This is a genomic window from Morganella sp. Je.2.23 (assembly GCF_051129855.1).
GTDB classification, from domain to species: Bacteria; Pseudomonadota; Gammaproteobacteria; order Enterobacterales; family Enterobacteriaceae; genus Morganella; species Morganella sibonii.
This window is the reverse complement of sequence record NZ_JBCPSQ010000002.1, coordinates 20214-45534: the sequence shown is the minus strand read 5'-3', so window position 1 is coordinate 45534 and position 25321 is coordinate 20214. Positions and strand designations below refer to the sequence as shown.

Genomic DNA, 25321 nt, shown 5'->3' with positions numbered 1-25321 from the left:
TGAGTGACACAACCGGAGGCAGTTACCTTACGGAAAATAACGGCAAATAAGTATCTGTCCTGCCGTTATTTACATTATTTTTAATTCACGCGTTCTGACTGAATTCGAACTCAACACCATAGAGTGACATCAGCATCTGCAAGTTAGCGCTCACTCCGGATAACACAAACGGTGCATCCGGACGCTCACCCCGCAGACGAACCAGCATGGCCAGCCCGGCGGAATCCACATGACTGAGCCCGGCGACGTCCACCGTCTGTACGGCGTTCATCTGCTGCTGACGTGCATTCCAGAACGACAGCAGTGTATCGCGATCCAGTTCCCCTTTCAGGGAGAGGGTTTCACCCTGTTTTTCCCACGTCAGCGCAGCCGTCATTATTTCTGATCCAGGGTAATCGGGGTTTTCGCGCTGCGTTCCAGCTCAGCAGTCAGACCATCAACACCTTTCTGACGCAGAATGGATGCCCACTCATTTTGTTTGGTGGTGATCATACTCACGCCTTCGGCAATCATGTCATACGCCTGCCAGTTACCGGTTTTGGTATTTTTACGCCACTGAAAATCCAGACGGATTGGCGGACGCCCTGCCGGTTCGGTCAGTGTCACGCGGATAGCCACGATGTTTTTATCACCCAGCGGCTGAGCCGGATCAATCTGGTAAGTCTGGTTGGTGTACATGGCCAGAGCCTGGCCGTAAGCCTGCGCCAGATACGCTTCAAAGGCTTTGAAATACGCATCACGCTGCGCCGGGGTGGCATCTTTGTAGTAAGAGCCTAATACCAGTGCGCCGGCGTATTTTATCTGCACATACGGCAGTAATTCTTCTTTAACCACGGTACGCAGATAGTCCGGATTCTGCCGGATCTGTGCCTGTTCTGATTTCAGACGGCTGAAGGTTTTTGCTGCCGCATCATTCATCAGTGTGTACGGGTTCGTCTGGTCAACGGCTCCGGCAAACGGGGCAATCACCACCAGCATCGCCGCTATCAGTAAACGCTTAAACATAATCAACTCCTGATTTATCACCGGCACTTTCCGCCGTGAAGGTGTCATTCTGTAAACAGTATTATGCAGGATGTCCGCCCCTGCGGGCAAAAACATCTGCTTTTACATTACTTTTCGTATCAGTACTGTGCAGCAGGTGCCGCTGCCGGCGTTTTTTCGCCTTCGCCGTCACCGCTCTTATACAGGAACTGACCGATTAAATCTTCCAGTACCATTGCCGGTTTGGTGTCCTGAATACGGCTGCCGTCTTTCAGCATTTCCGTCATCGGCAGATCCGGGTCGGTTGTATTCTCAAACCCTTTACTGAGCGCGAGATACTGCTCACCCAGCAGACCGGATGTGCGGATTGATAATGAACTGGTGTCCGGAATCTGATCATACTGACTGTAGATATCCAGCGTTACTTCCGGTTTATAGTTTTTATCCAGACGGATATCATTAACACGCCCTATCACCACCCCGCCGATTTTTACCGGTGAACGGGCCTGGAGGCCGCCGATATCATCAAAGGTGGCAGAGACCCGGTAGGTTTTTTCGCTGCCGACAGAGCGGATATCCGCCACTTTCAGTGCCAGGAAGATAATCGCCGCAATGGCAATTAAGACGAAAAGCCCGACCCAAACTTCATTTTTCTTGCTTTGCATTGTTTAATTCCCGAACATCAGTGCCGTAAGCACAAAATCTAACCCTAACACGGCAAGCGATGAATGAACGACCGTGCGTGTTGTTGCCCGACTAATCCCTTCAGACGTCGGAATAGCGTCATACCCGTTGTACAGGGCAATCCAGGTAACGGTGAAGGCGAAAACCACACTCTTGTAAATGCAGTTCATGACATCTTTCTGCCAGTCCACATTGCCCTGCATGGATGCCCAGTAGAAGCCTTCATCGATCCCTTTCCAGTCCACCCCGACCATGACCCCGCCCAAAATACCGACGGCAACAAAAATCATGGATAACAACGGCATACTGATAAAACCGGCCCAGAAGCGCGGTGCAACCACGCGACGCAGCGGATCGACCGCCATCATTTCCAGACTGGATAGCTGCTCGGTCGCTTTCATCAGACCGATTTCCGCCGTCAGTGCCGAACCGGCGCGGCCGGCAAACAGCAGAGCGGTGACCACCGGCCCCAGTTCACGCAGCAGCGACAACGCCACCATCATGCCGAGGCTGGCTTCCGCACTGAAGGTTTTCAGAACCAGATATCCCTGTAAAGCCAGAACCATCCCGATAAACAGCCCGGATACTGAAATAATCAGCAGGGACTGCACACCGACGCTGTACAGCTGCTTGCGCAGCAGCGGCCACTGCCGGGCAAACTGTGGTTTACCGAACAGCGCACGGAACAGCATATATCCTGACCGCCCGAAAGACGCGCATGTCGCTAACGCGCGGCGTCCCAAAGCAGCAAGTACCTGTGTCAACATGTCTCGTTTATCCTAATAAATCTGATTGGTAATCACCCGCCGGATAGCGGAAAGGAACCGGTCCGTCAGCGATACCATCCAGGAACTGGCGCACACGCGGTTCGGTGTTTTCCTGCAACTCTTCTGCCGTTCCCTGTGCAATCACGGACTGCTCCGCGACGATATAGGCTTTATCCGCAATACTGAGCACTTCCGGCACGTCGTGAGATACCACGATGCAGGTCACACCCAGCGCCTGATTGAGTTCATCAATCAGCTTTACCAGCACCCCCATGGTGATCGGGTCCTGTCCGACAAACGGTTCATCAAACAGGATAAGATCCGGGTCCAGTGCAATTGCACGTGCCAGTGCCGCACGGCGGGCCATTCCGCCGGAGAGTTCCGACGGCATCAGGTTTGCCGCACCGCGTAAACCAACCGCTTCCAGCTTCATCATCACCGTTGTCCGGATCAGGGATTCCGGCAGCCGGGTATGTTCACGCAGCGGAAAGGCGACGTTGTCGTACACGGTCATATCGGTAAATAACGCACCTGACTGAAACAACATGCTCATTTTACGGCGGGACTGATACAGTTTGCTGCGGGAGAGTGCCGGGATATTGTCACCGTCAAACCAGATCTCACCGCTGTCCGGCCGCAGCTGTCCGCCGATCAGGCGTAACAGCGTGGTTTTCCCGATCCCGGACGGCCCCATAATCGCGGTCACTTTACCGCGCGGCACATCCAGGCTGATATCATTAAACAGCATGCGCGAACCGCGCCGGAAGCACATGTTCCGGATCTCAATAATATTTTCCGTCTGTCGGTTCATGACCTCACAACCTTAACGTTATGTTTTTCGTGTTATTACAACACATACAGGACTGACCCATCATAATATAAAAAAATCCGGCGGTTTTCGCCTTTAAATGCGGGTGCTGCTGTCTGAATTATTTATCCCCTCTGAGTAACAGGGCATAAATACGGCGATACGCCAGTATATCAGCATATAACATTAACGCCTCCGCCGGGCATAAAACGTACCACCGGCAGAAAATTGAGGATATTCCGGGAACATGCGTCAGTATATTACCCGCAGCCTTAACGAAGCTAACACAGCTGTTTTACTTTTGCGCCTCAGCCCGTACAATAACCTCCAACTTCCCGTACCTCATTATTTCTGACTGTTTTTGCAGCCCGGAGGAGAGCCATGTTACTTACCAGCATCCTTTTACTTACCGGGTTGATTCTGCTGGTTTATGCGTCTGACCGTATTGTGTACGGTGCGGCTGTTTTTTCCCGTGCGCTCGGCATCTCCCCGTTTATTACCGGTATTCTGGTGGCCGGCCCCGGCACATCGCTGCCGGAACTGCTGACCTCGGCCGGTGCGGTGCTTGAAGGGCAGTCGGATCTGGCGCTCGGCACCATTATCGGCTCCAATATTACCAATTTACTGCTGATCGCCGGGCTTGCCGCCCTTATCCGCCCGCTGAGTGTACAGTCTGCGGTGCTGCGCCGTGAGCTTCCGCTGATGCTGGCCATGATGGCACTGCTCGGACTGTTTATCTGGTCCGGCGGTATCACCCGGCTTCAGGGCGGATTTCTGGTATTCGCGGGACTGGCCAGCCTCTGGCTGGTGGTGAAAATTGCCGCAATGGCCCGGCGGGATCAGTACGACGGCTTCACAACTGAACAAAATCATGAACTGCCGCAGGAAAATAATTTGCCGGTTGCTTTATTGTGGCTGGTCGCCGGATTACTGATTATGCCGGTGGCGGTCCGGATTGTGATTGATAATGCCTCGGCATTCACCCGCTATGCGGATATCAGCGGGCGTATCACCGGACTGACGATTCTGGCTGTCGGCACCAGTCTGCCGGAGCTCTGCACCACGATTGCGGCGGCTATCAAAGGTGAAAAAGATATCGCGCTGGGGAATCTTATCGGCGCGACACTGTTTAATACCACTGTCGTTGCGGGTATCCCGGCGCTGTTAGCCGCCTCCCCGATGGCAGCAGACCGTTTTATGACCGATTTTGCCGTCATGATCGCGGCCGGTGTGTTATTTATTTTCTTTGCGGCCGGCCGGAACCAGCGGCTGAACCGGCTGAAAGGCATAATTCTGCTCAGTGCATTCACCGCCTGGCTGATAAGTCTTTTTACCGGCTGATACGTCTTTTTACCGACTGATAAATATCAGCCATTAATACACAGACATACACTGAAAGTGAGAACAAACAGATGTCCCGAACTGATTTTCAACTAACAGGTAAACAAGTCCTCCGGATTGAACGTGAAGGTCTCGCGTCACTCGAACAGTATATTAATGATGATTTCGACAAAGCCTGTGAGCTGATATTCCGCTGTGAAGGCAAAGTGATCATTATGGGGATGGGAAAATCCGGTCACATCGGCCACAAAATGGCCGCAACATTTGCCAGCACCGGCACCCCGTCTTTCTTTGTGCATCCGGGGGAAGCCGCACACGGCGACCTGGGAATGGTCACAAAGAAAGATGTGGTGATCGCGATTTCAAACTCCGGTGAATCCTCTGAGATTCAGGCACTTATTCCTGTTATCAAACGTCAGAACATCCCGCTTATCTGCATGACCGGTAACCCGGACAGTACCATGGGGAAAGCGGCGGATATCCATCTGTGTATTAAAGTCCCGCAGGAAGCCTGTCCGCTCGGCCTTGCACCGACCACCAGCACCACCGCCACACTGGTGATGGGTGATGCGCTGGCAATCGCGTTATTACAGGCCCGCGGTTTTACCGCAGAAGATTTTGCCCTCTCTCATCCGGGCGGCGCACTCGGCCGGAAACTGCTGTTACTGGTTTCTGACCTGATGAATACCGGTGATGATATTCCGCGCGTGCCGAAAACAGCATCACTGCGCGAGGCTCTGGTTGAAATCACCCGTAAAAAACTGGGAATGACGGTTATCTGTGATGACGACATGATCATTCAGGGGATCTTCACCGACGGTGATTTGCGCCGGATTTTCGATGCGGGCACTGATCTCAATAACTGTCAGATTGCTGATGTGATGACACCGGGCGGAATTCGTATCAAAGCCAATACTCTGGCGGTTGAGGCACTGAATTTAATGCAGTCACGGCATATCACCTCTTTATTAGTCACAGAAGGTGATAAACTGCTGGGCGTACTGCATATGCATGATCTGCTCCAGGCCGGGGTGGTATAAGGACTGACGATGACACAAATTACCACCATTGACACCTGCTATGGCCCGATAGCGCAAACAGTTATGGAAAAAGCCGCTAAAATACGGCTTCTTATCTGTGATGTGGACGGCGTGATGTCTGACGGCCTGATTTATCAGGGCAACAGCGGCGAAGAGCTGAAGGCATTCAATGTCCGTGACGGTTACGGTATCCGCTGCCTGCTGACCTCGGGGATTGAGGTGGCGATAATTACCGGTCGTAAAGCGAAATTACTGGAAGATCGTGCCAATACACTCGGAATTACACATCTTTACCAGGGACAGAGCGATAAGCTTTTGGCGTATCGCGAACTATTAGATAAACTGGCAGTTCACCCCGGCGACGTCGCCTATATCGGCGATGATCTGATTGACTGGCCGGTTATGGCAGAGGTCGGTTTATCCGCCGCGGTAGCGGATGCCCACCCGTTATTGTTACCCAAAGCGGATTATGTTACACAAATTGCAGGCGGCCGGGGCGCGGTCCGCGAATTGTGCGATCTGATTCTGCTGGCACAAAATAAGCTGGATGAGGCGAAAGGCCTGTCCGTCTGAAAAGAATTTCATTGGTTATAGTGGCTTTATCAGGGATCTCATGAGTAAATTTAAGCTTTGGCTGATCATTATCCTGGCGCTTATCGCCCTCGGTCTGCTCGGCTGGAACCTGTCGGTTTCCCGTTCAGGTGACACCGACGGCAAGATCGTGGAAGACGGTACGCCGACGTATAAAACTAAAACGTCCTCAACCCTGGCCTACGAGCCGACAGGGCTGCTGACGTATAAGCTGAATGCGGATGATGTGCAGAACTTTGCTCAGGAAAAAGTAACATGGTTTACTAATCCGGTGCTGACCACCTACGACCCTGATAAAACCGCCACCTGGACGATTCGTTCAAAGCGGGCCAAATTAACCAATGACAGAATGTTATATTTATATGGTGATGTGCAGGTTGACAGCCTGACCACCGATACGCAGCTCAGGCAGATCACCACGGATAACGCCGAAGTCAATCTGATAACCCAGGATGTGAGTTCTGACGATAAAGTCACCATTCTGGGAACAGGACTGCGTTCCGTCGGATTGCAGATGCGGGGTAATTTTCGCAATCGTAATGCGGAACTGATCAAAGATGTGCAGACTTACTATGAGATCCCAAATGAAAGCAAACATCCTTAATACTCTGATTGCAACAGCCATTCTGGCAGTCAGTGTCCCTGCTTTGGCGTTAAAGGAAGATACCCAGCAGCCGGTGACGGTAACATCATTAAAACAAGCGCTTGATTTAGAAAAAAATATCACCACATTTACGGATAATGTCGTGGTAAAACAGGGAACGATTGATGTCCGCGCTGACAAAGTGGTTGTCACCCGTCCGGGCGGCGATTCCGGCAAAATGGTGATCGAAGCATTCGGTAATCCGGTGACCTTCTACCAGATGCAGGATAACGGCAAGCCAATCAAAGGACGCGGCAGCAAACTGCGTTACGAAATGGCCAATGAGCTGGTCACGCTGACCGGTAATGCCTATCTGGAACAGCTGGACAGCAATATCACCGGTGACAAGATTACCTATGTGGTGCCGACACAGCAGATGCAGGCATTCAGTGACAAAGGCAAACAGGTGACTACCGTACTGCTGCCGTCACAGATTCAGGAAAAAGGCCCGGCGGCAACCGGCCAGAAAGGTAAGTAACGATTTATGGCAAAATTAATTGCAAGCAAATTAGCCAAAGCCTACAAAGGCCGCAAAGTCGTCGAAGATGTGACACTTGAAGTCAGTTCCGGCGAAATCGTCGGGCTGCTCGGTCCGAACGGTGCCGGGAAAACCACGACGTTCTATATGGTGGTGGGTATTGTTCCTCGTGATGCCGGTGCGATCAGCATTGATGATGAAGATATTTCTCTGCTGCCGCTGCACGAACGTGCCCGTAAAGGTATCGGCTACCTGCCGCAGGAGGCTTCCATTTTCCGTCGTCTGACGGTATGGCAGAACCTGATGGCAGTGCTTGAAATCCGTAAAGATCTGAACAATGACGAACGCCGGGTGCGGGCGGAAGAACTGATGGAAGAGTTCCATATCAGTCATCTGCGCGATAACCTGGGGCAGTCACTGTCCGGCGGGGAACGCCGCCGTGTGGAAATCGCCCGCGCACTGGCCGCCAACCCGAAATTCATCCTGCTGGATGAACCGTTTGCCGGTGTTGATCCGATTTCCGTTATTGATATTAAAAAGATTATTCAGCACCTCCGTGATTACGGGCTCGGCGTCCTGATCACTGACCACAACGTTCGCGAAACACTGGATGTCTGTGAACGGGCTTATATTGTCAGCCAGGGCCATATGATTGCCCACGGCAGCCCGGAATCCATTCTGAATAATGAGCAGGTTAAACGTGTTTATTTAGGCGAAGGTTTCCGCCTGTAAAGCCGTAAGGAGCCCGTGTCCGTAATGAAGCAGAGTCTGCAGCTTAAACTCAGCCAGCAACTGGCGATGACGCCACAACTTCAGCAGGCTATCCGTTTGTTGCAGCTTTCCACGCTGGAACTCCAGCAGGAGATCCGCGAGGCGCTGGAATCTAATCCGTTGCTGGAACTTGATGATAACCATCAGGAAATTGACACACCTGCTGAATCTGAAACACAGAAAGAGATGGACAGCGCCGAGGCTCTCGAACAGACCGCCATGCCGGATGATCTGCCGCTGGATGCGCAGTGGGAAGAAATCTACACCGCCGGTACACCGTCCGGCACCGGCAATGATTACGGCGACGATGAACTGCCGCTCTATCAGGGCGAAACCACTGAAACTTTGCAGGATTATCTGATCTGGCAGGCCCGCCTCACCCCCTTTACCGAAACCGATGCCGCGATTGCCTTCTCAATCATTGATGCGATTGATGAAACCGGCTATCTGACCGTCTCTGTCGATGATATCCGCCTGAGTATCGGTGACGATGAAGTCACCACCGAAGATGTGGAAGCGGTACTCAAGCGTATTCAGCGTTTTGATCCGGTGGGTGTGGGCGCCCGTGACCTGCGCGAATGTCTGATGGTGCAGCTGAAAATTCTGCCGCCGGAAACCCCGAGTCTGAAAGAAGCCCTTGCTATCACGGATCAGCATCTGGCATTGTTGGGGAACCGGGATTTCCGTACGCTGGGACGGGTGACCAAACTGAAAGAAGAGGCGCTGAAATCCGCCATTGATCTGATTCAGTCGCTGGAACCGCGTCCGGGCCTGGTAGTCAACACCGGAGAATCAGAGTATGTTATTCCTGACGTCCTCGTGAGAAAACACGGCGAGCGCTGGACAGTGGAACTGAATTCCGACAGCATTCCCCGCCTGCGGGTCAATAATCATTATGCCGCGATGGGATCGCGGACCCGCAGTGAGAGCGACAGTCAGTTTATCCGCAATAATTTGCAGGAAGCAAAGTGGCTCATTAAAAGTCTGGAAAGCCGGAACGATACGCTGCTCAGAGTCGCGACCTGTATTGTGGAAGAACAGCAGGCCTTCTTTGAACAGGGCGAAGAATATATGAAGCCCATGGTGCTGGCTGATATCGCACTGCGGGTTGAAATGCATGAATCAACGATTTCCCGTGTTACGACGCAGAAATTCCTGCACAGTCCGCGGGGGATCTTTGAACTGAAGTACTTTTTCTCCAGCCACGTCAGTACCGACAGCGGGGGCGAAGCGTCCTCTACCGCTATCCGTGCACTGGTGAAAAAACTGGTTGCCGCCGAGAATCCGGCGAAACCGCTCAGCGACAGTAAACTGACCGACATGCTTGCCGAACAGGGCATTCAGGTGGCCAGACGCACTGTCGCAAAATATCGCGAGTCGTTATCCATCCCGCCCTCAAATCAGCGTAAACAGCTGATTTGATACACATTGAGAAGGAAGACACTATGGAATTACAAATTACCGGCCACAACGTTGAAATTACAGATGCTTTACGTGAGACTGTGACAGCCAAGTGTAAAAAGCTGGAGCAGTTTTTCGATAAAATCAACAGCGTTCAGGTGATCCTTAAGGTTGAGAAAGTCAGTAAAATTGCGGAGGCAACGGCTCAGGTAAACGGTGCGGATCTTCACGCCTCAGCGGAAAAAGAGGATATGTACGCGGCAATTGATGAGATGGCAGAAAGACTCGGCCGCCAGCTGTCCAAACATAAAGAAAAACTGAGAAACCGGTAAATTTTCTGCACCCGGGTGCATGACTGAATTAACAGTCTGAATTTTCTCAGGAAAAAGCAGTGCTCTGATCCCGGTTACCATGGTGGTTGCCGGGATTCTGATCCTAAGTGAACAATGAAATGAATAACGAAGCAAATTTGTCCCTGAGCGATGTACTGAGTATCAGCTGTACACGCAATAATATTCACTGTACCAGCAAGAAGCGCGCGCTGGAGATTATCAGTGAACTGGCTGCCACCGCGCTGGCGCTGCCGGAAAACACGTTGTTTGAGGCACTCCTTACACGGGAAAAAGTCGGGACAACCGGTATCGGTGGCGGGATTGCCATCCCCCACGGAAAACTGGACAAAAATGAGGCGCAAACTGCCTGCGGTGTATTTTTACATCTGGAACAACCTATCGCGTTCGATGCGATCGACAATCAGAATGTGGATATTCTGTTTGCGTTATTTGTTCCGTCTGATCAGTGTCAGACGCATTTACACACACTGTCGTTAGTGGCCAAAAAACTGGCTGACAAAGCGCTCTGCCGCCGGTTGCGTCAGGCGCAAAGCGATGAAGAGCTGTACAGTATCATCACTGAATGATGATAATAACCGGCTGACGACAACGGATAATGGCGTATTGCCATTGAAAGAGAAACGATAGGGAGTCCCCTCATGGTGCTGATGATAGTCAGCGGCCGCTCTGGTTCGGGTAAATCTGTTGCCCTGCGGGCGCTGGAAGATATGGGTTTCTACTGCGTTGATAACCTGCCGGTCACTCTTCTGCCGGAGCTTGCTGCCACGCTGGCAACACGCGATATCTCTGCCGCAGTGAGTATTGACGTCCGGAATATGCCGGAGTCCCCGGAGGTCTTTGAAGACGCCCTGAGCAGATTACCGGCCGGTTTCTCGCCGCAGCTGCTGTTCCTGGATGCGGATCGCAACACCCTGATCCGCCGTTACAGTGATACCCGCCGTCTGCACCCTCTTTCCAGCAAAAATCTCTCACTGGAAAGCGCCATTGATGAAGAGAGCGATCTGCTGGAACCCCTGCGTTCCCGCGCTGATCTGATCATCGATACCTCTGAAATGTCGGTGCACGAACTGGCCGAAATGCTGAGAACCCGTCTGCTCGGTAAACGCGAACGCGAACTGACCATGGTATTTGAGTCTTTCGGGTTTAAACACGGTATTCCTATTGATGCGGATTATGTCTTTGATGTCCGTTTCCTGCCGAACCCGCACTGGGACCCGAAACTGCGTCCGATGACCGGTCTGGATAAGCCGGTGGCCGCGTTCCTTGATCGTCATACCGAAGTGCATAACTTTATTTACCAGACCCGCAGTTATCTGGAACTGTGGCTGCCGATGCTGGAAACCAACAACCGCAGCTACCTGACAGTCGCTATCGGCTGTACCGGCGGGAAACACCGTTCTGTCTATGTGGCGGAACAGCTGGCGGATTACTTCCGTTCACGCGGTAAAAACGTGCAGTCACGTCACCGGACGCTGGAAAAACGGAAATAACCCATGACAATCCGTTGTCAGGTAGAAATCAAAAACCGGCTCGGGCTGCATGCCCGGCCGGCCATGAAACTGTTTGAACTGATCCAGACCTTCCGGTCAACGGTGGTATTTCGTAATAAGCAGAATGAAGAAGCCCGGGCTGACAGTGTGCTTGCCATGCTGATGCTGGATTCCGAACAGGGCAGTTTTATTGAAGTAGAAGCAACAGGGCCTGATGAAAATACCGCCATTGAGGCAATTATTTCCCTTTTTGATTCAGGTTTTGATGAAGATTAGTTATACTAAACGAAATATTTTACTTAAAGAAAACTGATACGCTGTTTCGTTCACGCAGCCCGGCGGTTCGTGATCCTGATCTCTTTCCTTTCGGAGGAGAACAGCCTACTATCAGATTAATTATCAAAATGAGCACCCCCCTCCTTCTGGTGTGGGGGTGTTCTTTTGTATTGGAAATGATTTGGAGTGTGGTATGAAAAAGCCCAATATAATTATTAATGAACTGGACGCAGAGCGTCTGGATATGCTGCTGGAACAACCGGCTTATGCTGACAGTCCGGTTGCCGAAGCCCTGAATGACGAGTTAGATCGCGCTGAAATCCTGCCGCCGGCGGAAATGCCTGCCACGGTCGTCACGATGAACAGCCGCGTGCGCTTTGAAGATTTATCGAGCGGGAAAGAGAGTATCCGTACCCTGGTGTACCCGGCGTCGCTGAAAGACAGCGCAGAGCAGTTGTCTGTCATGGCACCGCTGGGAGCTGCGTTACTCGGGCTTTCTGTCGGTGATGAGATCTCATGGGAACTGCCGAACGGTGAAGCAACGCGCGTAAAAGTATCAGAAATTATCTATCAGCCTGAAGCTGCCGGTGAATTACACCGCTAATCCGCTTTAAGCCGGCTCTGCGTCCGTTTCAGGTAATCTGCGGGCGCAGCTTCCATTTTCCCTTCTTTTTCTGCATGATGGCTTATCTTTTCTCTTTCCGGAGCCACTATGTCAACATTCAGTCTGCTGCACATTCTTGCTTTTTCCCCGTTAACTGACTCCCCGCTGCCATTAGTGCTTAATTTCGAAAATCAGTTATTTATGCTCACAAAGGGCCTGATAATGCTGATGATGTAGTGCTGTGTTTTTGTCCGGCATAAAAAAACCCCGGCATAAAAGTCAGGGTTTTTTATGCAGCAAAACGATTACTGCCCCGCAATACTCATTTCCGGCAGCCAGACAGAGCCGCACTGAATATTGCTGCGGGTTTCAATATCGTCGCCGGTGGCGATTATATTGGCCCACATGTCTTTCAGGTTGCCGGCAATCGTGATTTCACTGACCGGATACTGAATCTCGCCGTTTTCCACCCAGAAACCGGATGCACCGCGTGAGTAATCGCCGGTAATACCGCTGACACCCTGTCCCATCAGTTCTGTAACCACCAGACCGGTGCCCATCTCTCTGAGCATGTCATCAAAACCCAGCCCCTGACCGGCAATGTGCCAGTTGTGAATACCGCCTGCGTGACCGGTGCTTTTCAGCCCCAGTTTGCGGGCGGCATAGGTGGTCATCAGCCAGTTATTCAGGACACCATTTTCGATAATCAGGCGATCCTCTGTGCGGACGCCTTCACTGTCAAACGGCGTCGAGGCCAGGCCGCCGATCACATGCGGCAGCTCACGGATGGTCAGCCAGTCCGGCAGGATCTGTTTACCCAGGCTGTCGAGCAGAAAAGTGGATTTACGGTATACAGACGTGCCGCTGATCGCGCCGACCAGATGCCCGAACAAACCGGTTGCCACTTCCGGGGCAAAAATCACCGGTGCTTTCTGTGTCGCCAGTTTACGCGGTGCGAGGCGGGACAATGTCCGGCGGGCACACTCTTCCCCCACCCACTGTGCAGATTTCAGGTCATCCAGCTTACGTGCGATGGTATACGCGTAGTCACGCTCCATATCGCCGTTTTCTTCCGCGATCACACAGGCGGACATCGAGTGACGGCTGCTGCAGTAGCTTTGCAGCATACCGAGTGTGTTACCGAAGACACGGATGCCGTAATGGCTGTTAAAGCTGCCGCCTTCCGTATTGGTGATACGCGGATCGGCGCTCAGTGCCGCTTTTTCCGCATTGGCGGCGTAGTCGATCGCCTGGTCTGCGCTCACTTCAGACGGATAAAACAGTTGCAGATCCGGTGCCTCAAAGGCCAGCAAATCGCGATCTGCCGGGCCGGAACACGGATCTTCAGATGTATATTTCGCAATGTCGATCGCGGCCTGTACGGTACGGGCAATCGCCTCGTCGCTTAAATCGGTGGAAGATGCACTGCCTTTGCGCTGGTTATGATACACCGTGATCCCCAGCGCGCCGTCACTGTTAAACTCAACGTTCTCCACCTCACCCATCCGGGTGCTCACACTCATCCCGGTGGTCCGGCTGACAGCAACTTCGGCGCTGTCACACCCTTTCTGTGCAATACTCAGTGCCTGCGAAACCGCTTGTTCCAGGCGCGTACGCTGCGCCATAATCTGAGAAGTGATATTCATCAATCAGGTTCCAATTCAATAAATTAAGGGGCCGTCAGCTAATCAGACAGCTGAATAGGTGTTATCCGGCCTTTTCCCCGGTTACAATACGCAATAATCAAATGTTAACACTCACAAACACAGAGATCATCCGGCACCCGCCGCTCTGTGTTTCGCCACAGGAAATACTATTATGGCAAAGCAGCCTGAAGACTGGTTTGAAGAACCCGATGCACTTCCTCAGGAGGAAGAGGATGACGAGATAATCTGGGTCAGCAAAAGCGAAATCAAACGCGATGCGGAAGCCCTGAAAAAACTCGGCGCTGAACTGGTTGCACTGAGCAAAACCCAGCTGGAACGTATTCCGCTGGATGAACAGCTGCTCGACGCCATCCTGCTTGCACAAAAAATCAAGCGTGAAGGCCTGCGCCGTCAGTTACAGCTCATCGGTAAAATGCTGCGGGCCCGTGACCCGGAGCCGATTACCACGGCACTCGACAAACTGAAAAACCGCCATAATCAGCAGGTTGTCCTGCTGCATAAACTCGAAGATCTGCGCGAACGCCTGGTCACCGGCGATGACGCGGTAGCGGAAGAAGCGGTTGCACTGTTCCCGCACCTTGATCGCCAGCAGCTGCGCACACTTATCCGCAATGCGAAAAAAGAGCGCGAAGGCAATAAACCACCAAAAGCTTACCGCCAGCTGTTCCAGTATCTGAAAGAACTGGCAGAAAGCGCTTAATTCGCCGTCATGGTCAGGGGGGCCAGCACCAGCTGAATATCCCCCGGCCACTCCTCCTCCGCATCCCGGCAGGTACTGATAATGGCTGAAAACAGCCGCCGCTGCCGCGCGGTAATATGTTCAAACGCCAGTATCACCGGCAGATCAATCCCGCCTGTCAGCATATCCCATAACGCATCCGTATTACGGCCGAAGCAGGTCAGCTGAAATTTATCACTGAATTGCTGATAGAAATCGTCCGTTGTCCGGATAGTGCGGAAATCAAAATGCACAATGCTGATTTCGGGTGTCATGGGTTAATTTACCTGCTGAAATGAACGGTAATGATCGGTGGTGACATAAATCAGTCCGTCCCCGGAGTAAAGCAGACGATCACTGCCGCGGTGACCGCAGTTATAGTTGATATCCGCTTCAAACCACTGACGTGACGGTGCATCCGGCAGCCTTTTTTCCCGGTTGCCGAAACGATCACCGCCGATAGCCTTACCCGGCATCACATCACAGAGGTTGCCTTTTGACGGCTGCCAGCCCGCGTTACGGGCGGCTTTTTTCGTCACATAGTAATCCGGCAGGCGCTGGTGCTGCTGCACGTAGCTGACCACCCGTGACTGTGCTGTCAGCGCATCAATGCTCTGCGGCTGTTCTGCCTGCTGCGGCACCGGCTCTGACGGACGGGTTTCGATAAACTTCCCCGGCAACCCTGCCAGCCAGGCGGAGACCGCCACAATCAGAACGATCACCAGTGTGCCGTATTTCTGCATCATCAGGCCGTTCCGCCGACTGTAATGCTGTCCAGTTTCAGGGTCGGCTGACCGACACCCACCGGCACGCTCTGCCCTTCTTTACCGCACACTCCGACGCCTTTATCCAGTTTCAGGTCATTACCGACCATCGACACCTGCTGCATGGCTTCAATACCGGAGCCAATCAGTGTCGCGCCTTTTACCGGTTTGGTAATCTTACCGTTTTCAATGAGATAGGCTTCGGATGTCGAGAACACAAACTTACCGGAGGTGATATCCACCTGACCGCCGCCGAAATTCGGGGCATACAGGCCGTTTTTCACACTGGCGATAATCTCTTCCGGCGATGATTCCCCCGCCAGCATATAGGTGTTGGTCATGCGCGGCATCGGCAGATGGGCATAGGATTCACGGCGGCCGTTACCGGTCGGGTCAACCCCCATCAGACGGGCATTGAGTTTATCCTGCATATAACCTTTCAGAATACCGTTTTCGATCAGGACGTTATATTGCCCCGGCACACCTTCGTCATCAATCGCCAGTGAACCGCGGCGATCGCCGATGGTACCGTCATCAACAATGGTACAGAGTGATGATGTAACCTGCTGACCAATTTTTCCGCTGAAGACAGATGCACCACGACGGTTGAAATCCCCTTCCAGACCATGCCCGACCGCTTCATGCAGCAGCACGCCCGGCCAGCCCGCACCCAGCACAACCGGCATTGAACCGGCAGGTGCCGCAACGGCAGAGAGATTCACCAGCGCCATGCGCACCGCTTCACGGGCGAAATGGTCAGCGCGGATCTCACCGTCTTCTGTACCCAGGAAATATTCATAGCCGAAACGACCGCCGCCGCCGCTGCCGCCGTGTTCACGTTTGCCGTCCTCTTCCACCAGCACACTGACAGACAGACGCACCAGCGGACGGATATCCGTCGCCAGCGTGCCGTCAGTGGCGGCAACCAGGACTTCTTCATACACACCGGTCAGGCTGGCATTCACTTCCTGCACACGCGGATCTTCAGCCCGTGCCACACGGTCAAGACGATGCAGCAGCGCAATTTTTTCCTCACGCGGCATTGCACGCAGCGGATCGAGTGCGGCATACAGCGCCGTGTTATTAACACGATGAAGGCTCTGTACCTGTCCGTTCCCCTGCTCACGCACAATACTGCGCGCCGCAGATGCGCTCTGCTGTAATGCAGTCAGGCTTATCTGATCCGCATAAGCAAAACCGGTTTTCTCACCGCTGACCGCACGGATACCGACACCCTGATCGATATTGTAAGAGCCGTTTTTGATAATTTTATCTTCCAGCACCCAGGCTTCATGAAAACTGCTCTGGAAGTACAGATCGCCATAATCAATATGGCGATCCGCTAACTGTGTGAGGACAGAAAAGAGATCCTGTTCATCAAGATCATGGGCGGTCAGCAGATGATTGCTGACAGTTGAAAAACTCATAATTACTCTTTACCTGTAGTGTTTTTCTCAATCAGTGAGGTCAGTTGCGGGCGGAAACGGTTATGTTTCACCACGCGGATCTGCTCACGCATTGAGGTTAAGCTGTCCGGACGGATATCAACGCCGATGGCGGCCACCGCATCCGTATTTTTCTTCATCACTTTGCCCCAGCCGTCAACCGCCATGGTGTGTCCCCATGTGCGGCGGGTGCCGTGCACGCCGACCTGTGCAGGGGCAAGGATAATGCACTGGTTTTCAATCGCACGGGCGCGCAGCAGCGGCTCCCAGTGGGATTTGCCGGTCAGCCGGGTAAAGGCCGCCGGAACGGAGATAATCTCCGCGCCCTGCTCACGCAGTGCCTGGAACAGGCCCGGGAAACGCAGATCATAACAGATGGTCATACCGAGACGACCCACCGGGGTATCAACCACGGTGATATGCTCGCCGCGCTGGAAGATTTTAGATTCATTGTATGAACCCTGCTCATCATCAATATTCACGTCAAACATGTGAATTTTGTCATAACGGGCTTTGATTTCCCCTTTATCATCAAACAGCAGGCTGCTGCTGGTGATGCGCGCCGGGTCTTCACGGCTGATCATCGGCATAGAGCCGACCAGAATCCACACGCCGTAACGGCGTGCCATATCAGCCACTGCTGATTGCAGCGGGCCTTCGCCCTGCACTTCCGCATACTTCTGATAGGTATTGCCTGATGCAAAAATCAGCGCGTTTTCCGGTGTCATCACCAGTTTGATATTATCAGGCAGTTGTTTGATCTGTTGTTCGATTTGCGCCAAATTGTGTTTGATATTTGTGCCGCTGCACAGCTGCAATAGTGCCACATTTGCGTTTTTCATTCCCGGGTCTCCTTTAACTGACGCAAAACTTCATCTACCTTCGGCTCTTCTAAACTACCGCTCAGGTGATACCGTATCACCGAAATTTTACTCCAGAGCGGGCCGAGCACCTTACTGGCCACAAAGACAGCCGCTCCGGCTATCGGGTTCACAACAAAGGCTGTCGCCACCCCGACCGTCGCAGAGAGTTCCGGTGTGACAACCACCGACATATCAATACGACGCTCCACAAGATAAATTGAACCGCTAAAGCTGATATCCGCCATTAATCCGTCCACGCGGGTATCCGTAGTCTTTAAAATACCATCTTTTATCACGCCTTTACCGCGTATGCTGTCAAAAACGAAATCATTACTGAAGGTATCCGTGAAATCGAGCTGCAACTTGCGCAATAATGCATCAAAACTGACCAGCCGCAGCAGTTTACCGGCATTACCGCCGCCCATCCGCTCAATCGCCCCTTTGCCGAGCGAAGTGCTGACAATCCCGTTCAGTGTTGCCACATCTGGCGACCAGGGAACATCCCGCCAGCTCAGATCAAAATCTGCAGTAAACGGTGAACCGGTGATAGGCACCAGTACCCCGAAATACGCGGCCATATTATCAAAGACCGGCCCCTTAAACTGACCTTTAAAATGCGACAGAGGGGAACGGCCGGCATCCCAGCGGCCGCTGAGTGTCAGTTCACTGGCACTGTTTTTGACCGTTGCCGCATCCAGCACCAGCGTGTTATTTTCCGGCCAGACTTTTGCGTTCACCGTACCGATATTCAGGCCGCCCACCCAGCAGGCTTCACAGCGCAGAGTGACAGCAGGCCAGCTGCTGACCCGGTAATCAGTTTTGGTGGTTTCATTACGCTGCGATTCCGGCAGGGCATTCTGAATAGACTCCGGATTATAGTAGAGATAATCAATACTCGCCTGCCACGGTCCCGAGGACGGGATACGGATATCACCGCGCAGCTCCTGTCCGTCTGCACTGAGCAGCCAGCCGTTTTCCTGCGGATGGATACGCAGCTTCACCTGATTCCAGCGCTGCCCCGCAAAATCCGCATACGGCACGGAGAGATCAATATTCCCCGGCAGTTTCAGTGAGGCCGGCTGCTGATGGCTCTGCCCCGCCACTGCCAGAGCGCCGACCCACTCTTCGCCGCTGACCGGCGGCAGTGCGATACTGATAACATCCGGTGTGATTTTTTCCGGCACTTTTGTGCCCGGACGGATTGTTGCGCCGTTGAGTGTCAGAATATCGCCAAGACGCCAGTCCGTCAGGAAACTGAACGATTTGCCGAGAGTTCCGCCCGCTTTCAGGGTGTGTTCTGTCCCGGCAGCATGCACATTCAGTGTGCCGCTTTCCGCAGCCCAGCGCCGGACTGCCGGTAAAGTGCTGCTGGTCAGTTTTCCGGTCTGACCGTCCAGATCAACGGTGTAACTCATCTCCCCTTTTTGCGGCAGGGTAATTTTCACATTCCCCGTCCACGGGAACGAGCCGGTTACATGCTGTTTGACCACGGCCGGTACACCGTCGATACCTTTCATCTGCCAGTTACCATCCAGATCGATATTCACGGCAAAATCTGACGGATTCTCTTTGGTGGTAAAGCGGATATTCAGCGGCTGTCCGAACCAGGAAGCCGTGATACGGTCGCTTTCCAGGTCGCCGTTATCAAACCGGAACTGTCCGCTGACATTTTTGAGTGTGCTGCCGATCGGTACCACATCAATATCATTATTTTTCAGATTAACGTGACCGGTTGCCCGCACCATCTCATCAAAATTAAGCGGGATTTCCAGTTTAAGATCACCGTTAACCTTACCGCCGATTTTCAGTTGCTCCAGGGTATTCCCGATAGAGCTTTTCATCGGCGTCTGATCAAAATACTTACCCAGTGATTCACCGTTGCCTTCAATGTCAGACTGAATATACAGACGCTCAACCGTAAAATCCGGGATATCTGCTTTCAGATTGCGGGCGGTGGCTTCCCCCAGTTTTGCCTGCTCCGCGCTGATCCACAGTCCCTGATTATGGAAATTCAGATCGGCATTCATGCCCATCAGGGCAGGCCATTCCGGATCATATTTAAAGGTGGCATCACGCAGCGGCACCCAAATCTGAAATTGTCCTTCGTTTTTGCGGAACGGGAAATCGGCCGGGTTGCCCTGAAATATCACCGTGGCATTTTCTGCCTGTCCGGCAATCAGTGCCTGTGTGAGATATTCACTCAGGAACTCCCCCATCAGCGGAACCGGGAAATAGCGCCAGGCTTCTCCGGCATCGGTCAGCGTCACACCGCCGAGTATCCCGAGTGACGGCGGCCTGTCTTTATCATGCTGATAACGGAAATTACCGTTCACCCGCAGCGCACCGGATTTCAGATCTAAATTATCACTCCAGAGATTCAGATTGCCGTCTGTATTCGTCCACTGAATCTGTCCGCGGCTTTCTGCCACCGCCAGCGGTGCGGTAAACATCGGACGGTAGTCCAGCACACTGTCATCGAGGGCAAAACGCAGAATGCCGCGCGCCTGCCCGCCCCGTAATACACCGCTGAAACGGGATACCGACGGTAATTCGTCCAGCGCTTTCCAGCTGACATCCTGCCAGGAAATATCCAGTTCAAGGTTTTCCGGCGCTGCCGGAGTGATATCGAGGGCAAAATCACGGATAAGACCTGACGGGTCGCGCTGCTGCCAGGCTTTGACAATATCATTGGTGAGGAAAGAGAAGGTCGGCACAATGCTGCTCAGGCGCGCCAGTTCAATATCATTTGCCCGGACACGCAGATGAGTATTCCCGCCGTATTTGGCCGACGGCGGGATATAAAGCAGTGACAGGCTGCCTTCCGGCCACTGCTGACCGTCAGTTTTCAGGTTGAACAGATCCGGAATATTAAACAGCCATCCTTCCCCCTGACGGCGCATCTGTACCATCAGATCCTGAACTTCCAGTGTGTGTTTCTCTTTACCGGTCAGCCAGTCCGCCTCACCGGAGTTCAGCCTGACCAGACCGCGGGTTATCGCGCCCTTTTCCACCGTCATCCATCCGTCCAGGCTGAAACCGGCTTTATTCAGTCCGGTATTATCACGCAGCCAGCGGCTGAACCACGGGGTCATATCAATCTCATCAGCCTGGAGATAGACCGTTCCCTCATCCAGCAGGCCATTGACATCGCGCAGATCCAGCCGCACCTGTAACCAGCCGCGCGGGTTATTCACCGAGGAGAGACTGATTTCCCCCTGGGCACGGTGGCGCTTGCTCTGATTGAGCCATGACAGACGGGAAACCAGTAAGGTGGCGGGATCACCGGACGGTGTGAGAAAACGGATTTCGCTGTCGCGCAGATCAAAATTGTCAAAACGCTCCAGCCAGAGCCCGGACAGGGCATCATCTGTTTCAATACTGCTGCCGTCGCTGCTCAGCGGCTGTTTGTAATCCAGCTTCATGTGCCAGAAAGTCAGATCACGGAAACTGACCTGAAAACGGAATAATGTCCGCCAGATATCGAGGGAGAGGTCGATTTTTTCGGCTGAGATATCCGCATCCGGGGCGGTAACACTCAGGTCGCGGAGTGTCAGCGCCGGACCGAATCCCTGCCAGCGGCCGCTGATTTCACCAATTCTGACCGTGGCACCGGTCAGCTGCGAGAGTTTTTGTTCGATCTGAGGACGGTACTCATTTATCTGAGGCAACAGGTAGCGCAAACCGCCGAGCACCAGTGCCGCAGCAATTACGATTACAATCACACATGTCAGTAAAATCCCGGGCAGTCGCCTCACCGGCTCTCCTTCTCCTGCAGCTGTCAAGGCTGGCGGAACCGTATATCCGTTTATATACGGCAGTGTACCGCCAATGAATTACATCATTACGACATCAAAATGTTCCTGACTGTAGAGCGGTTCAGCGCGGACCTGAACCTGTTTGCCGACAAAAATCTCCACCTCTGCCAGTGCATGGGACTCATCCCCCTGCAATGCCTCGGTCACCGCCGGTGACGCATAGACCAGGAAGCGATCAACATCCAGCAGGCGGTGCACGCGGACAATCTCGCGCAGGATCTCATAGCAGACCGTTTCCACGGAGCGGACACTGCCGCGCCCCTGACAGGTCGGGCATTTCTCGCACAACACATGCTCCAGGCTCTCCCGCGTGCGTTTGCGGGTCATCTCCACCAGCCCGAGCTGTGAAAAACCGTTAATCGTGGTCTTCACGCGATCTTTCGCCAGCGCCAGTTCCAGGGAGCTCAGCACCCGGCGGCGGTGATCTTCATCGGTCATATCAATGAAATCAATGATGATGATACCACCGAGGTTGCGCAGACGTAACTGCCGTGCAATAGCCTGAGTCGCTTCGATATTGGTATTGAAAATGGTTTCTTCCAGATTACGGTGTCCGACAAACGCCCCGGTGTTGATGTCGATGGTGGTCATCGCTTCGGTCTGGTCGATAATCAGATAGCCGCCTGATTTCATTTCGACCTTGCGCTCCATCGCCCGCTGGATTTCATTTTCAGTATCGTAGAGATCAAAAATCGGCTGACTGCCCTGGTACAGTTCCAGTTTGGCGGTCATTTCCGGGATGTAATCATCCACAAATTCCTGTAACTCTTTAAAGCTCAGGCGGGAGTCAATCCGGATGCGGTCAAGTGACTCACCGGCAAAATCCCGCAGAATGCGGTGCGCGAGTGCCAGTTCGCCGTAGATTTTGGTGCGGGTGGTATTACGCTTTTTACGCTGGATAACCTTGGTCCACAACCGGCGCAAAAACGCAGCATCCGATGTCAGTTCCTCTTCCCCGACGCCTTCCGCCGCCGTGCGGATAATAAAACCGCCATCCTCATCACAATAACCCGCCACCAGATTTTTCAGGCGTTCACGCTCTTCTTCACTCTCAATACGCTGGGAAACCCCTACATGAGATGCGCCCGGCATAAACACCAGATAGCGGGAAGGCAGTGTGATATCCGTGGTCAGCCGCGCACCTTTGGTACCCAGCGGATCTTTGACCACCTGCACAATAATATCCTGCCCCTGATGTACCAGTTCCGAAATATCCCGGGTGCGGAATTTCTCTTTTTCATCCCCGGAGATACATTCTGTATGCGGAATGATATCCGAGGCATGCAGAAAGGCTGCTTTATCCAGGCCAATATCGATAAAGGCCGCCTGCATACCGGGCAGTACCCGGCTCACACGCCCTTTATAGATATTGCCGACGATACCGCGTTTAGCCTCGCGCTCAATATGAATTTCCTGAAGTATCCCGCCAGTAATATAAGCCACGCGTGTTTCAGACGGAGTCACGTTGACTAAAAGCTCGGCTGTCATGGTATTTCTTTCCCATCAATGTGTGCCGGTACAACCCCGCTCAGGGTATCCGTGTACCGTTTGATTAATTCTTCTGTCTCCACTAACGGTAATCCCACCACAGCATGATAGCTACCGTTAATTTTGCGGACATAACGCCCGCCAAAGCCCTGGATGCCGTACGCACCGGCTTTGTCCATCGGCTCACCTGTCTGAATATACTCGTTTATTTCGTCGTCCGATAACCGGCGGAATGTCACATCCGTCACAATCAGTGTACTGAGTGTCTGTAAACGGTCAGAAACCGCGACAGCCGTCATCACCTGGTGCGTGGAACCGGACAATGCGCTGAGCATAGCAAAAGCATGCGCCGCGTCCCGGGGCTTTTCCAGGATATCCCCGCCGAGCACCACAATGGTATCAGAGCCGATAACCGGCCGGTCTTCCGCTGCCAGCGCCACCCCGGCCTGTGCTTTCTCCCGTGCCAGACGCACCACATAATCCGCGGCGGGTTCATCATCACGGCGGATTTCATCGATACAGGGGGAGAGTGTTTCACACTGAACATTCAGCAGCCGGATAAGTTCCCGGCGGCGGGGAGAGGTTGAAGCAAGGTAAATCGGCAGCATTCAGACGTCCTGACGTTTTGTTAACGTATCACGCCGCCGTCCCCTGACTAATGAACAGAAAAATGGCGGCGGGTCTTACGCAGTAATAAGAAAATCCATGGCCATAAGATACCATTGACCAGACTGTTCCAGAAGACTTCCGGATGAAACACAATATCGGACAATAAAAATTCTGACCAGAAAACAAAGAACTGCATCAGCGCTGACAACACAATGATAACCAGCGACTGCTGCCAGAGCGCCATATTGCGCAGCAGCTGATGCCTGAATGATACCAGATACGTGACAATAGAGAGGCTCAGGGCATGCACGCCGAGCGTGGAGCCTTCAATCAAATCAATGATCATGCCGAGGAAGAAAGCTGAACCGACACTGACCCGGTGCGGCAGCGCCATCACCCAGTAGATCAGGAACAGCATCGCCCATGACGGCCGGTAAAACTGAAGCTGCTCCGGCCAGGGCATGATTTGCAGTACCAGTGCTATCAGAAAAGAGAGCCAGACAATAATCCGGTTTTGTCCCCGGTAGGTATTCATTGCTGCGGCCTCATCCTCAGCGGCCGGGCCGGTGCGGTTTCAGCAGCCGGTTCCTGCGCACCCGGCGCGGCGACCGGGTTGTTTGCCGGTTTTGGTTGTGCCGGTTTTGGCTGTGCCGGGGCAGATGGCTGTGCCGGGGCAACAGGCGGAACAGCGGCAGGATCGGTTTCCGGTGCCGGAACGGACGGGATCACCTGAGGCATAACCTGCATGATGCGTTCATTCGCTGCACGGTACACTTCAGACGGGCCGGAAGGATCACGCGGATTACTGTCTCCGCCCCATAATAAGAGCAGATAACGCAGACGCTGAAGATCTGCCGTCGGTTTGGCACTGATAATGGTATAAGCGCGCTGACTGTCCACTTTCACCGCAGACACGATCCCGACAGGGTAACCTTCCGGGAAGCGGCCGCCGAGGCCGGATGTGACCAGCACATCTCCCACGCGGATATCAATATTATTCGGCAGAGGTTCAAGCTGTAAATCGTCAGTACATCCGGTACCGGATGCAATGACACGAATATCGTTACGCAGCACCTGAATCGGCAGTGCGTGGCTGGTATCACAGATCAGCAAAACACGGCTGGTTAACTGGGACACGGCAACCACCTGTCCCACCACGCCTTTATCGCTGATCACAGGCTGGCCGTCATACACGTTGTCACGGCTGCCTTTGTCGATAACGACCTGGTCACGATACGGGGTGTTGGCCCCCGCCATTACCTGCGTGACCATCATGTGCTCATCCTGACGCAACGGCGAACCGAGCAGTTCACGCAGCCGGGAATTTTCCTGCTTGAACTGTTCAAGCAGCTGATTCTGACTGTTTTTTACCAGCAGCTCCTGCCGCAGAGCGCGGTTTTCAAATTCCAGCTGTTCACGGGTCGCGAAGTTATCAGAAATACCGTCCAGTAACTGGCGCGGACCGTTGGCTAAAAAATAGAACGGGCTGACCGCCGTATCCAGATAGTTACGGATTTTGGTAAAAGCATCAACACGGTTATCAACCACAATCAGTCCGATGGCAAAAATAACCGCAATAATAATGCGAATCTGAAGGGAAGGTCCCCGGCTAAAAATCGGCTTCATAAGATGCGATATCAGGCACTACAGTAATTCCGTCCGGGAAGACAGAGTGTGAATCCGGCGGACAGGGGGAGCGGACTCCCCCGGCCTGCAGTATT

General features: G+C 53.1%; 29 protein-coding genes. 14 read left to right on the top strand and 15 right to left on the bottom strand.

Annotated features, from left to right (window positions below; translation table 11 throughout):
* Positions 1 to 85: 85 nt before the first annotated feature.
* From mlaB to mlaF, 5 genes are all read right to left on the bottom strand, one after another.
* Complete coding sequence (mlaB, locus tag AAZR23_RS10770; protein ID WP_166708542.1) at positions 86 to 376, bottom strand: lipid asymmetry maintenance protein MlaB; 291 nt, start codon at positions 374 to 376, stop codon at positions 86 to 88.
* Entirely contained in the window at positions 376 to 1005 is a 630-nt protein-coding gene (gene mlaC / locus AAZR23_RS10765) for a phospholipid-binding protein MlaC (RefSeq protein ID WP_046893113.1), read from the bottom strand. Before mlaC ends, mlaB begins: the two co-directional genes overlap by 1 nt.
* 119 nt (positions 1006 to 1124) lie before the next feature.
* Positions 1125 to 1649: an outer membrane lipid asymmetry maintenance protein MlaD gene (gene mlaD / locus AAZR23_RS10760; protein WP_434692521.1), complete on the bottom strand. Its 525-nt coding sequence runs from the start codon at positions 1647 to 1649 to the stop codon at positions 1125 to 1127.
* A gap of 3 nt (positions 1650 to 1652) precedes the next feature.
* On the bottom strand, positions 1653 to 2435 hold the full coding sequence (gene mlaE / locus AAZR23_RS10755) for a lipid asymmetry maintenance ABC transporter permease subunit MlaE (RefSeq protein WP_107678562.1): 783 nt from the start codon (positions 2433 to 2435) through the stop codon (positions 1653 to 1655).
* A gap of 7 nt (positions 2436 to 2442) precedes the next feature.
* Positions 2443 to 3246 carry a phospholipid ABC transporter ATP-binding protein MlaF gene (gene mlaF / locus AAZR23_RS10750; protein WP_046893000.1) on the bottom strand — a complete coding sequence of 268 codons (804 nt, stop codon included), beginning with the start codon at positions 3244 to 3246 and terminating at the stop codon, positions 2443 to 2445.
* Between the two features lie 378 nt (positions 3247 to 3624).
* On the opposite strand from mlaF, the gene AAZR23_RS10745 reads away from it, so the two are divergent.
* The 13 genes from AAZR23_RS10745 to AAZR23_RS10685 all read left to right on the top strand — a co-directional run bounded on the left by AAZR23_RS10745 (position 3625) and on the right by AAZR23_RS10685 (position 12468).
* Positions 3625 to 4584, top strand: a complete 960-nt coding sequence (locus tag AAZR23_RS10745; protein ID WP_434692518.1) for a calcium/sodium antiporter — start codon at positions 3625 to 3627, stop codon at positions 4582 to 4584.
* Positions 4585 to 4655: 71 nt separating this feature from the next.
* On the top strand, positions 4656 to 5624 hold the full coding sequence (gene kdsD / locus AAZR23_RS10740) for an arabinose-5-phosphate isomerase KdsD (protein WP_046893114.1): 969 nt from the start codon (positions 4656 to 4658) through the stop codon (positions 5622 to 5624).
* Between the two features lie 9 nt (positions 5625 to 5633).
* Positions 5634 to 6197 (top strand): 3-deoxy-manno-octulosonate-8-phosphatase KdsC, encoded by a 564-nt coding sequence (gene kdsC, locus AAZR23_RS10735; RefSeq protein WP_046893002.1) that lies wholly within the window; start codon positions 5634 to 5636, stop codon positions 6195 to 6197.
* Positions 6198 to 6237: 40 nt separating this feature from the next.
* Positions 6238 to 6819, top strand: a complete 582-nt coding sequence (gene lptC, locus AAZR23_RS10730) for an LPS export ABC transporter periplasmic protein LptC (protein ID WP_046893003.1) — start codon at positions 6238 to 6240, stop codon at positions 6817 to 6819.
* A complete protein-coding gene (lptA, locus tag AAZR23_RS10725) occupies positions 6800 to 7336 on the top strand; it encodes a lipopolysaccharide ABC transporter substrate-binding protein LptA (protein WP_107678566.1) in 537 nt (178 codons plus the stop codon). The genes lptC and lptA overlap by 20 nt, the downstream gene beginning before the upstream one ends.
* A gap of 6 nt (positions 7337 to 7342) precedes the next feature.
* Positions 7343 to 8068 carry an LPS export ABC transporter ATP-binding protein gene (gene lptB, locus AAZR23_RS10720; protein WP_166708545.1) on the top strand — a complete coding sequence of 242 codons (726 nt, stop codon included), beginning with the start codon at positions 7343 to 7345 and terminating at the stop codon, positions 8066 to 8068.
* A gap of 24 nt (positions 8069 to 8092) precedes the next feature.
* On the top strand, positions 8093 to 9529 hold the full coding sequence (gene rpoN / locus AAZR23_RS10715) for an RNA polymerase factor sigma-54 (RefSeq protein ID WP_166708546.1): 1437 nt from the start codon (positions 8093 to 8095) through the stop codon (positions 9527 to 9529).
* Positions 9530 to 9552: 23 nt separating this feature from the next.
* Positions 9553 to 9840 (top strand): ribosome hibernation promoting factor, encoded by a 288-nt coding sequence (hpf, locus tag AAZR23_RS10710; RefSeq protein WP_025151846.1) that lies wholly within the window; start codon positions 9553 to 9555, stop codon positions 9838 to 9840.
* 119 nt (positions 9841 to 9959) lie between these two features.
* Positions 9960 to 10427, top strand: coding sequence for a PTS IIA-like nitrogen regulatory protein PtsN (gene ptsN, locus AAZR23_RS10705; protein ID WP_046893006.1), 468 nt, complete (start codon positions 9960 to 9962; stop codon positions 10425 to 10427).
* 72 nt (positions 10428 to 10499) lie between these two features.
* Complete coding sequence (rapZ, locus tag AAZR23_RS10700) at positions 10500 to 11351, top strand: RNase adapter RapZ (RefSeq protein ID WP_107678570.1); 852 nt, start codon at positions 10500 to 10502, stop codon at positions 11349 to 11351.
* Positions 11352 to 11354: 3 nt separating this feature from the next.
* Positions 11355 to 11627, top strand: a complete 273-nt coding sequence (gene npr, locus AAZR23_RS10695) for a PTS phosphocarrier protein NPr (protein ID WP_046893008.1) — start codon at positions 11355 to 11357, stop codon at positions 11625 to 11627.
* A 193-nt stretch (positions 11628 to 11820) separates the two neighbouring features.
* On the top strand, positions 11821 to 12231 hold the full coding sequence (gene rnk, locus AAZR23_RS10690; RefSeq protein ID WP_045138839.1) for a nucleoside diphosphate kinase regulator: 411 nt from the start codon (positions 11821 to 11823) through the stop codon (positions 12229 to 12231).
* 108 nt (positions 12232 to 12339) lie between these two features.
* Positions 12340 to 12468, top strand: a complete 129-nt coding sequence (locus tag AAZR23_RS10685; protein WP_260248409.1) for a hypothetical protein — start codon at positions 12340 to 12342, stop codon at positions 12466 to 12468.
* Positions 12469 to 12536: 68 nt separating this feature from the next.
* Here AAZR23_RS10685 and pmbA read toward each other — a convergent pair whose 3' ends face one another.
* Positions 12537 to 13877, bottom strand: a complete 1341-nt coding sequence (gene pmbA / locus AAZR23_RS10680) for a metalloprotease PmbA (RefSeq protein ID WP_046893010.1) — start codon at positions 13875 to 13877, stop codon at positions 12537 to 12539.
* Between the two features lie 172 nt (positions 13878 to 14049).
* Here pmbA and yjgA point away from each other — a divergent pair, with 172 nt between their 5' ends.
* Positions 14050 to 14598, top strand: coding sequence for a ribosome biogenesis factor YjgA (gene yjgA, locus AAZR23_RS10675; RefSeq protein ID WP_107678571.1), 549 nt, complete (start codon positions 14050 to 14052; stop codon positions 14596 to 14598).
* Here yjgA and AAZR23_RS10670 read toward each other — a convergent pair.
* The 9 genes from AAZR23_RS10670 to mreC all read right to left on the bottom strand — a co-directional run bounded on the left by AAZR23_RS10670 (position 14595) and on the right by mreC (position 25226).
* Entirely contained in the window at positions 14595 to 14891 is a 297-nt protein-coding gene (locus AAZR23_RS10670) for a barstar family protein (RefSeq protein ID WP_434692507.1), read from the bottom strand. The genes yjgA and AAZR23_RS10670 overlap by 4 nt on opposite strands.
* A gap of 3 nt (positions 14892 to 14894) precedes the next feature.
* The gene (locus AAZR23_RS10665; RefSeq protein WP_166708548.1) at positions 14895 to 15362 is read right to left on the bottom strand and encodes a ribonuclease domain-containing protein; all 468 of its coding nucleotides are present in this window, start codon (positions 15360 to 15362) and stop codon (positions 14895 to 14897) included.
* The gene (gene tldD, locus AAZR23_RS10660) at positions 15362 to 16807 is read right to left on the bottom strand and encodes a metalloprotease TldD (RefSeq protein WP_054424131.1); all 1446 of its coding nucleotides are present in this window, start codon (positions 16805 to 16807) and stop codon (positions 15362 to 15364) included. Before tldD ends, AAZR23_RS10665 begins: the two co-directional genes overlap by 1 nt.
* A 2-nt stretch (positions 16808 to 16809) precedes the next feature.
* Positions 16810 to 17667: a deaminated glutathione amidase gene (nit1, locus tag AAZR23_RS10655; protein WP_004236296.1), complete on the bottom strand. Its 858-nt coding sequence runs from the start codon at positions 17665 to 17667 to the stop codon at positions 16810 to 16812.
* Complete coding sequence (gene yhdP / locus AAZR23_RS10650; RefSeq protein ID WP_434692503.1) at positions 17664 to 21443, bottom strand: AsmA2 domain-containing protein YhdP; 3780 nt, start codon at positions 21441 to 21443, stop codon at positions 17664 to 17666. Before yhdP ends, nit1 begins: the two co-directional genes overlap by 4 nt.
* A gap of 78 nt (positions 21444 to 21521) precedes the next feature.
* The gene (gene rng, locus AAZR23_RS10645; RefSeq protein WP_046893017.1) at positions 21522 to 22991 is read right to left on the bottom strand and encodes a ribonuclease G; all 1470 of its coding nucleotides are present in this window, start codon (positions 22989 to 22991) and stop codon (positions 21522 to 21524) included.
* Entirely contained in the window at positions 22988 to 23599 is a 612-nt protein-coding gene (locus AAZR23_RS10640) for a Maf family protein (RefSeq protein WP_434692500.1), read from the bottom strand. Before AAZR23_RS10640 ends, rng begins: the two co-directional genes overlap by 4 nt.
* A gap of 47 nt (positions 23600 to 23646) precedes the next feature.
* Entirely contained in the window at positions 23647 to 24135 is a 489-nt protein-coding gene (mreD, locus tag AAZR23_RS10635) for a rod shape-determining protein MreD (RefSeq protein WP_046893019.1), read from the bottom strand.
* Positions 24132 to 25226 carry a rod shape-determining protein MreC gene (gene mreC / locus AAZR23_RS10630; RefSeq protein WP_434692497.1) on the bottom strand — a complete coding sequence of 365 codons (1095 nt, stop codon included), beginning with the start codon at positions 25224 to 25226 and terminating at the stop codon, positions 24132 to 24134. Before mreC ends, mreD begins: the two co-directional genes overlap by 4 nt.
* Between the last annotated feature and the right edge of the window lie 95 nt (positions 25227 to 25321).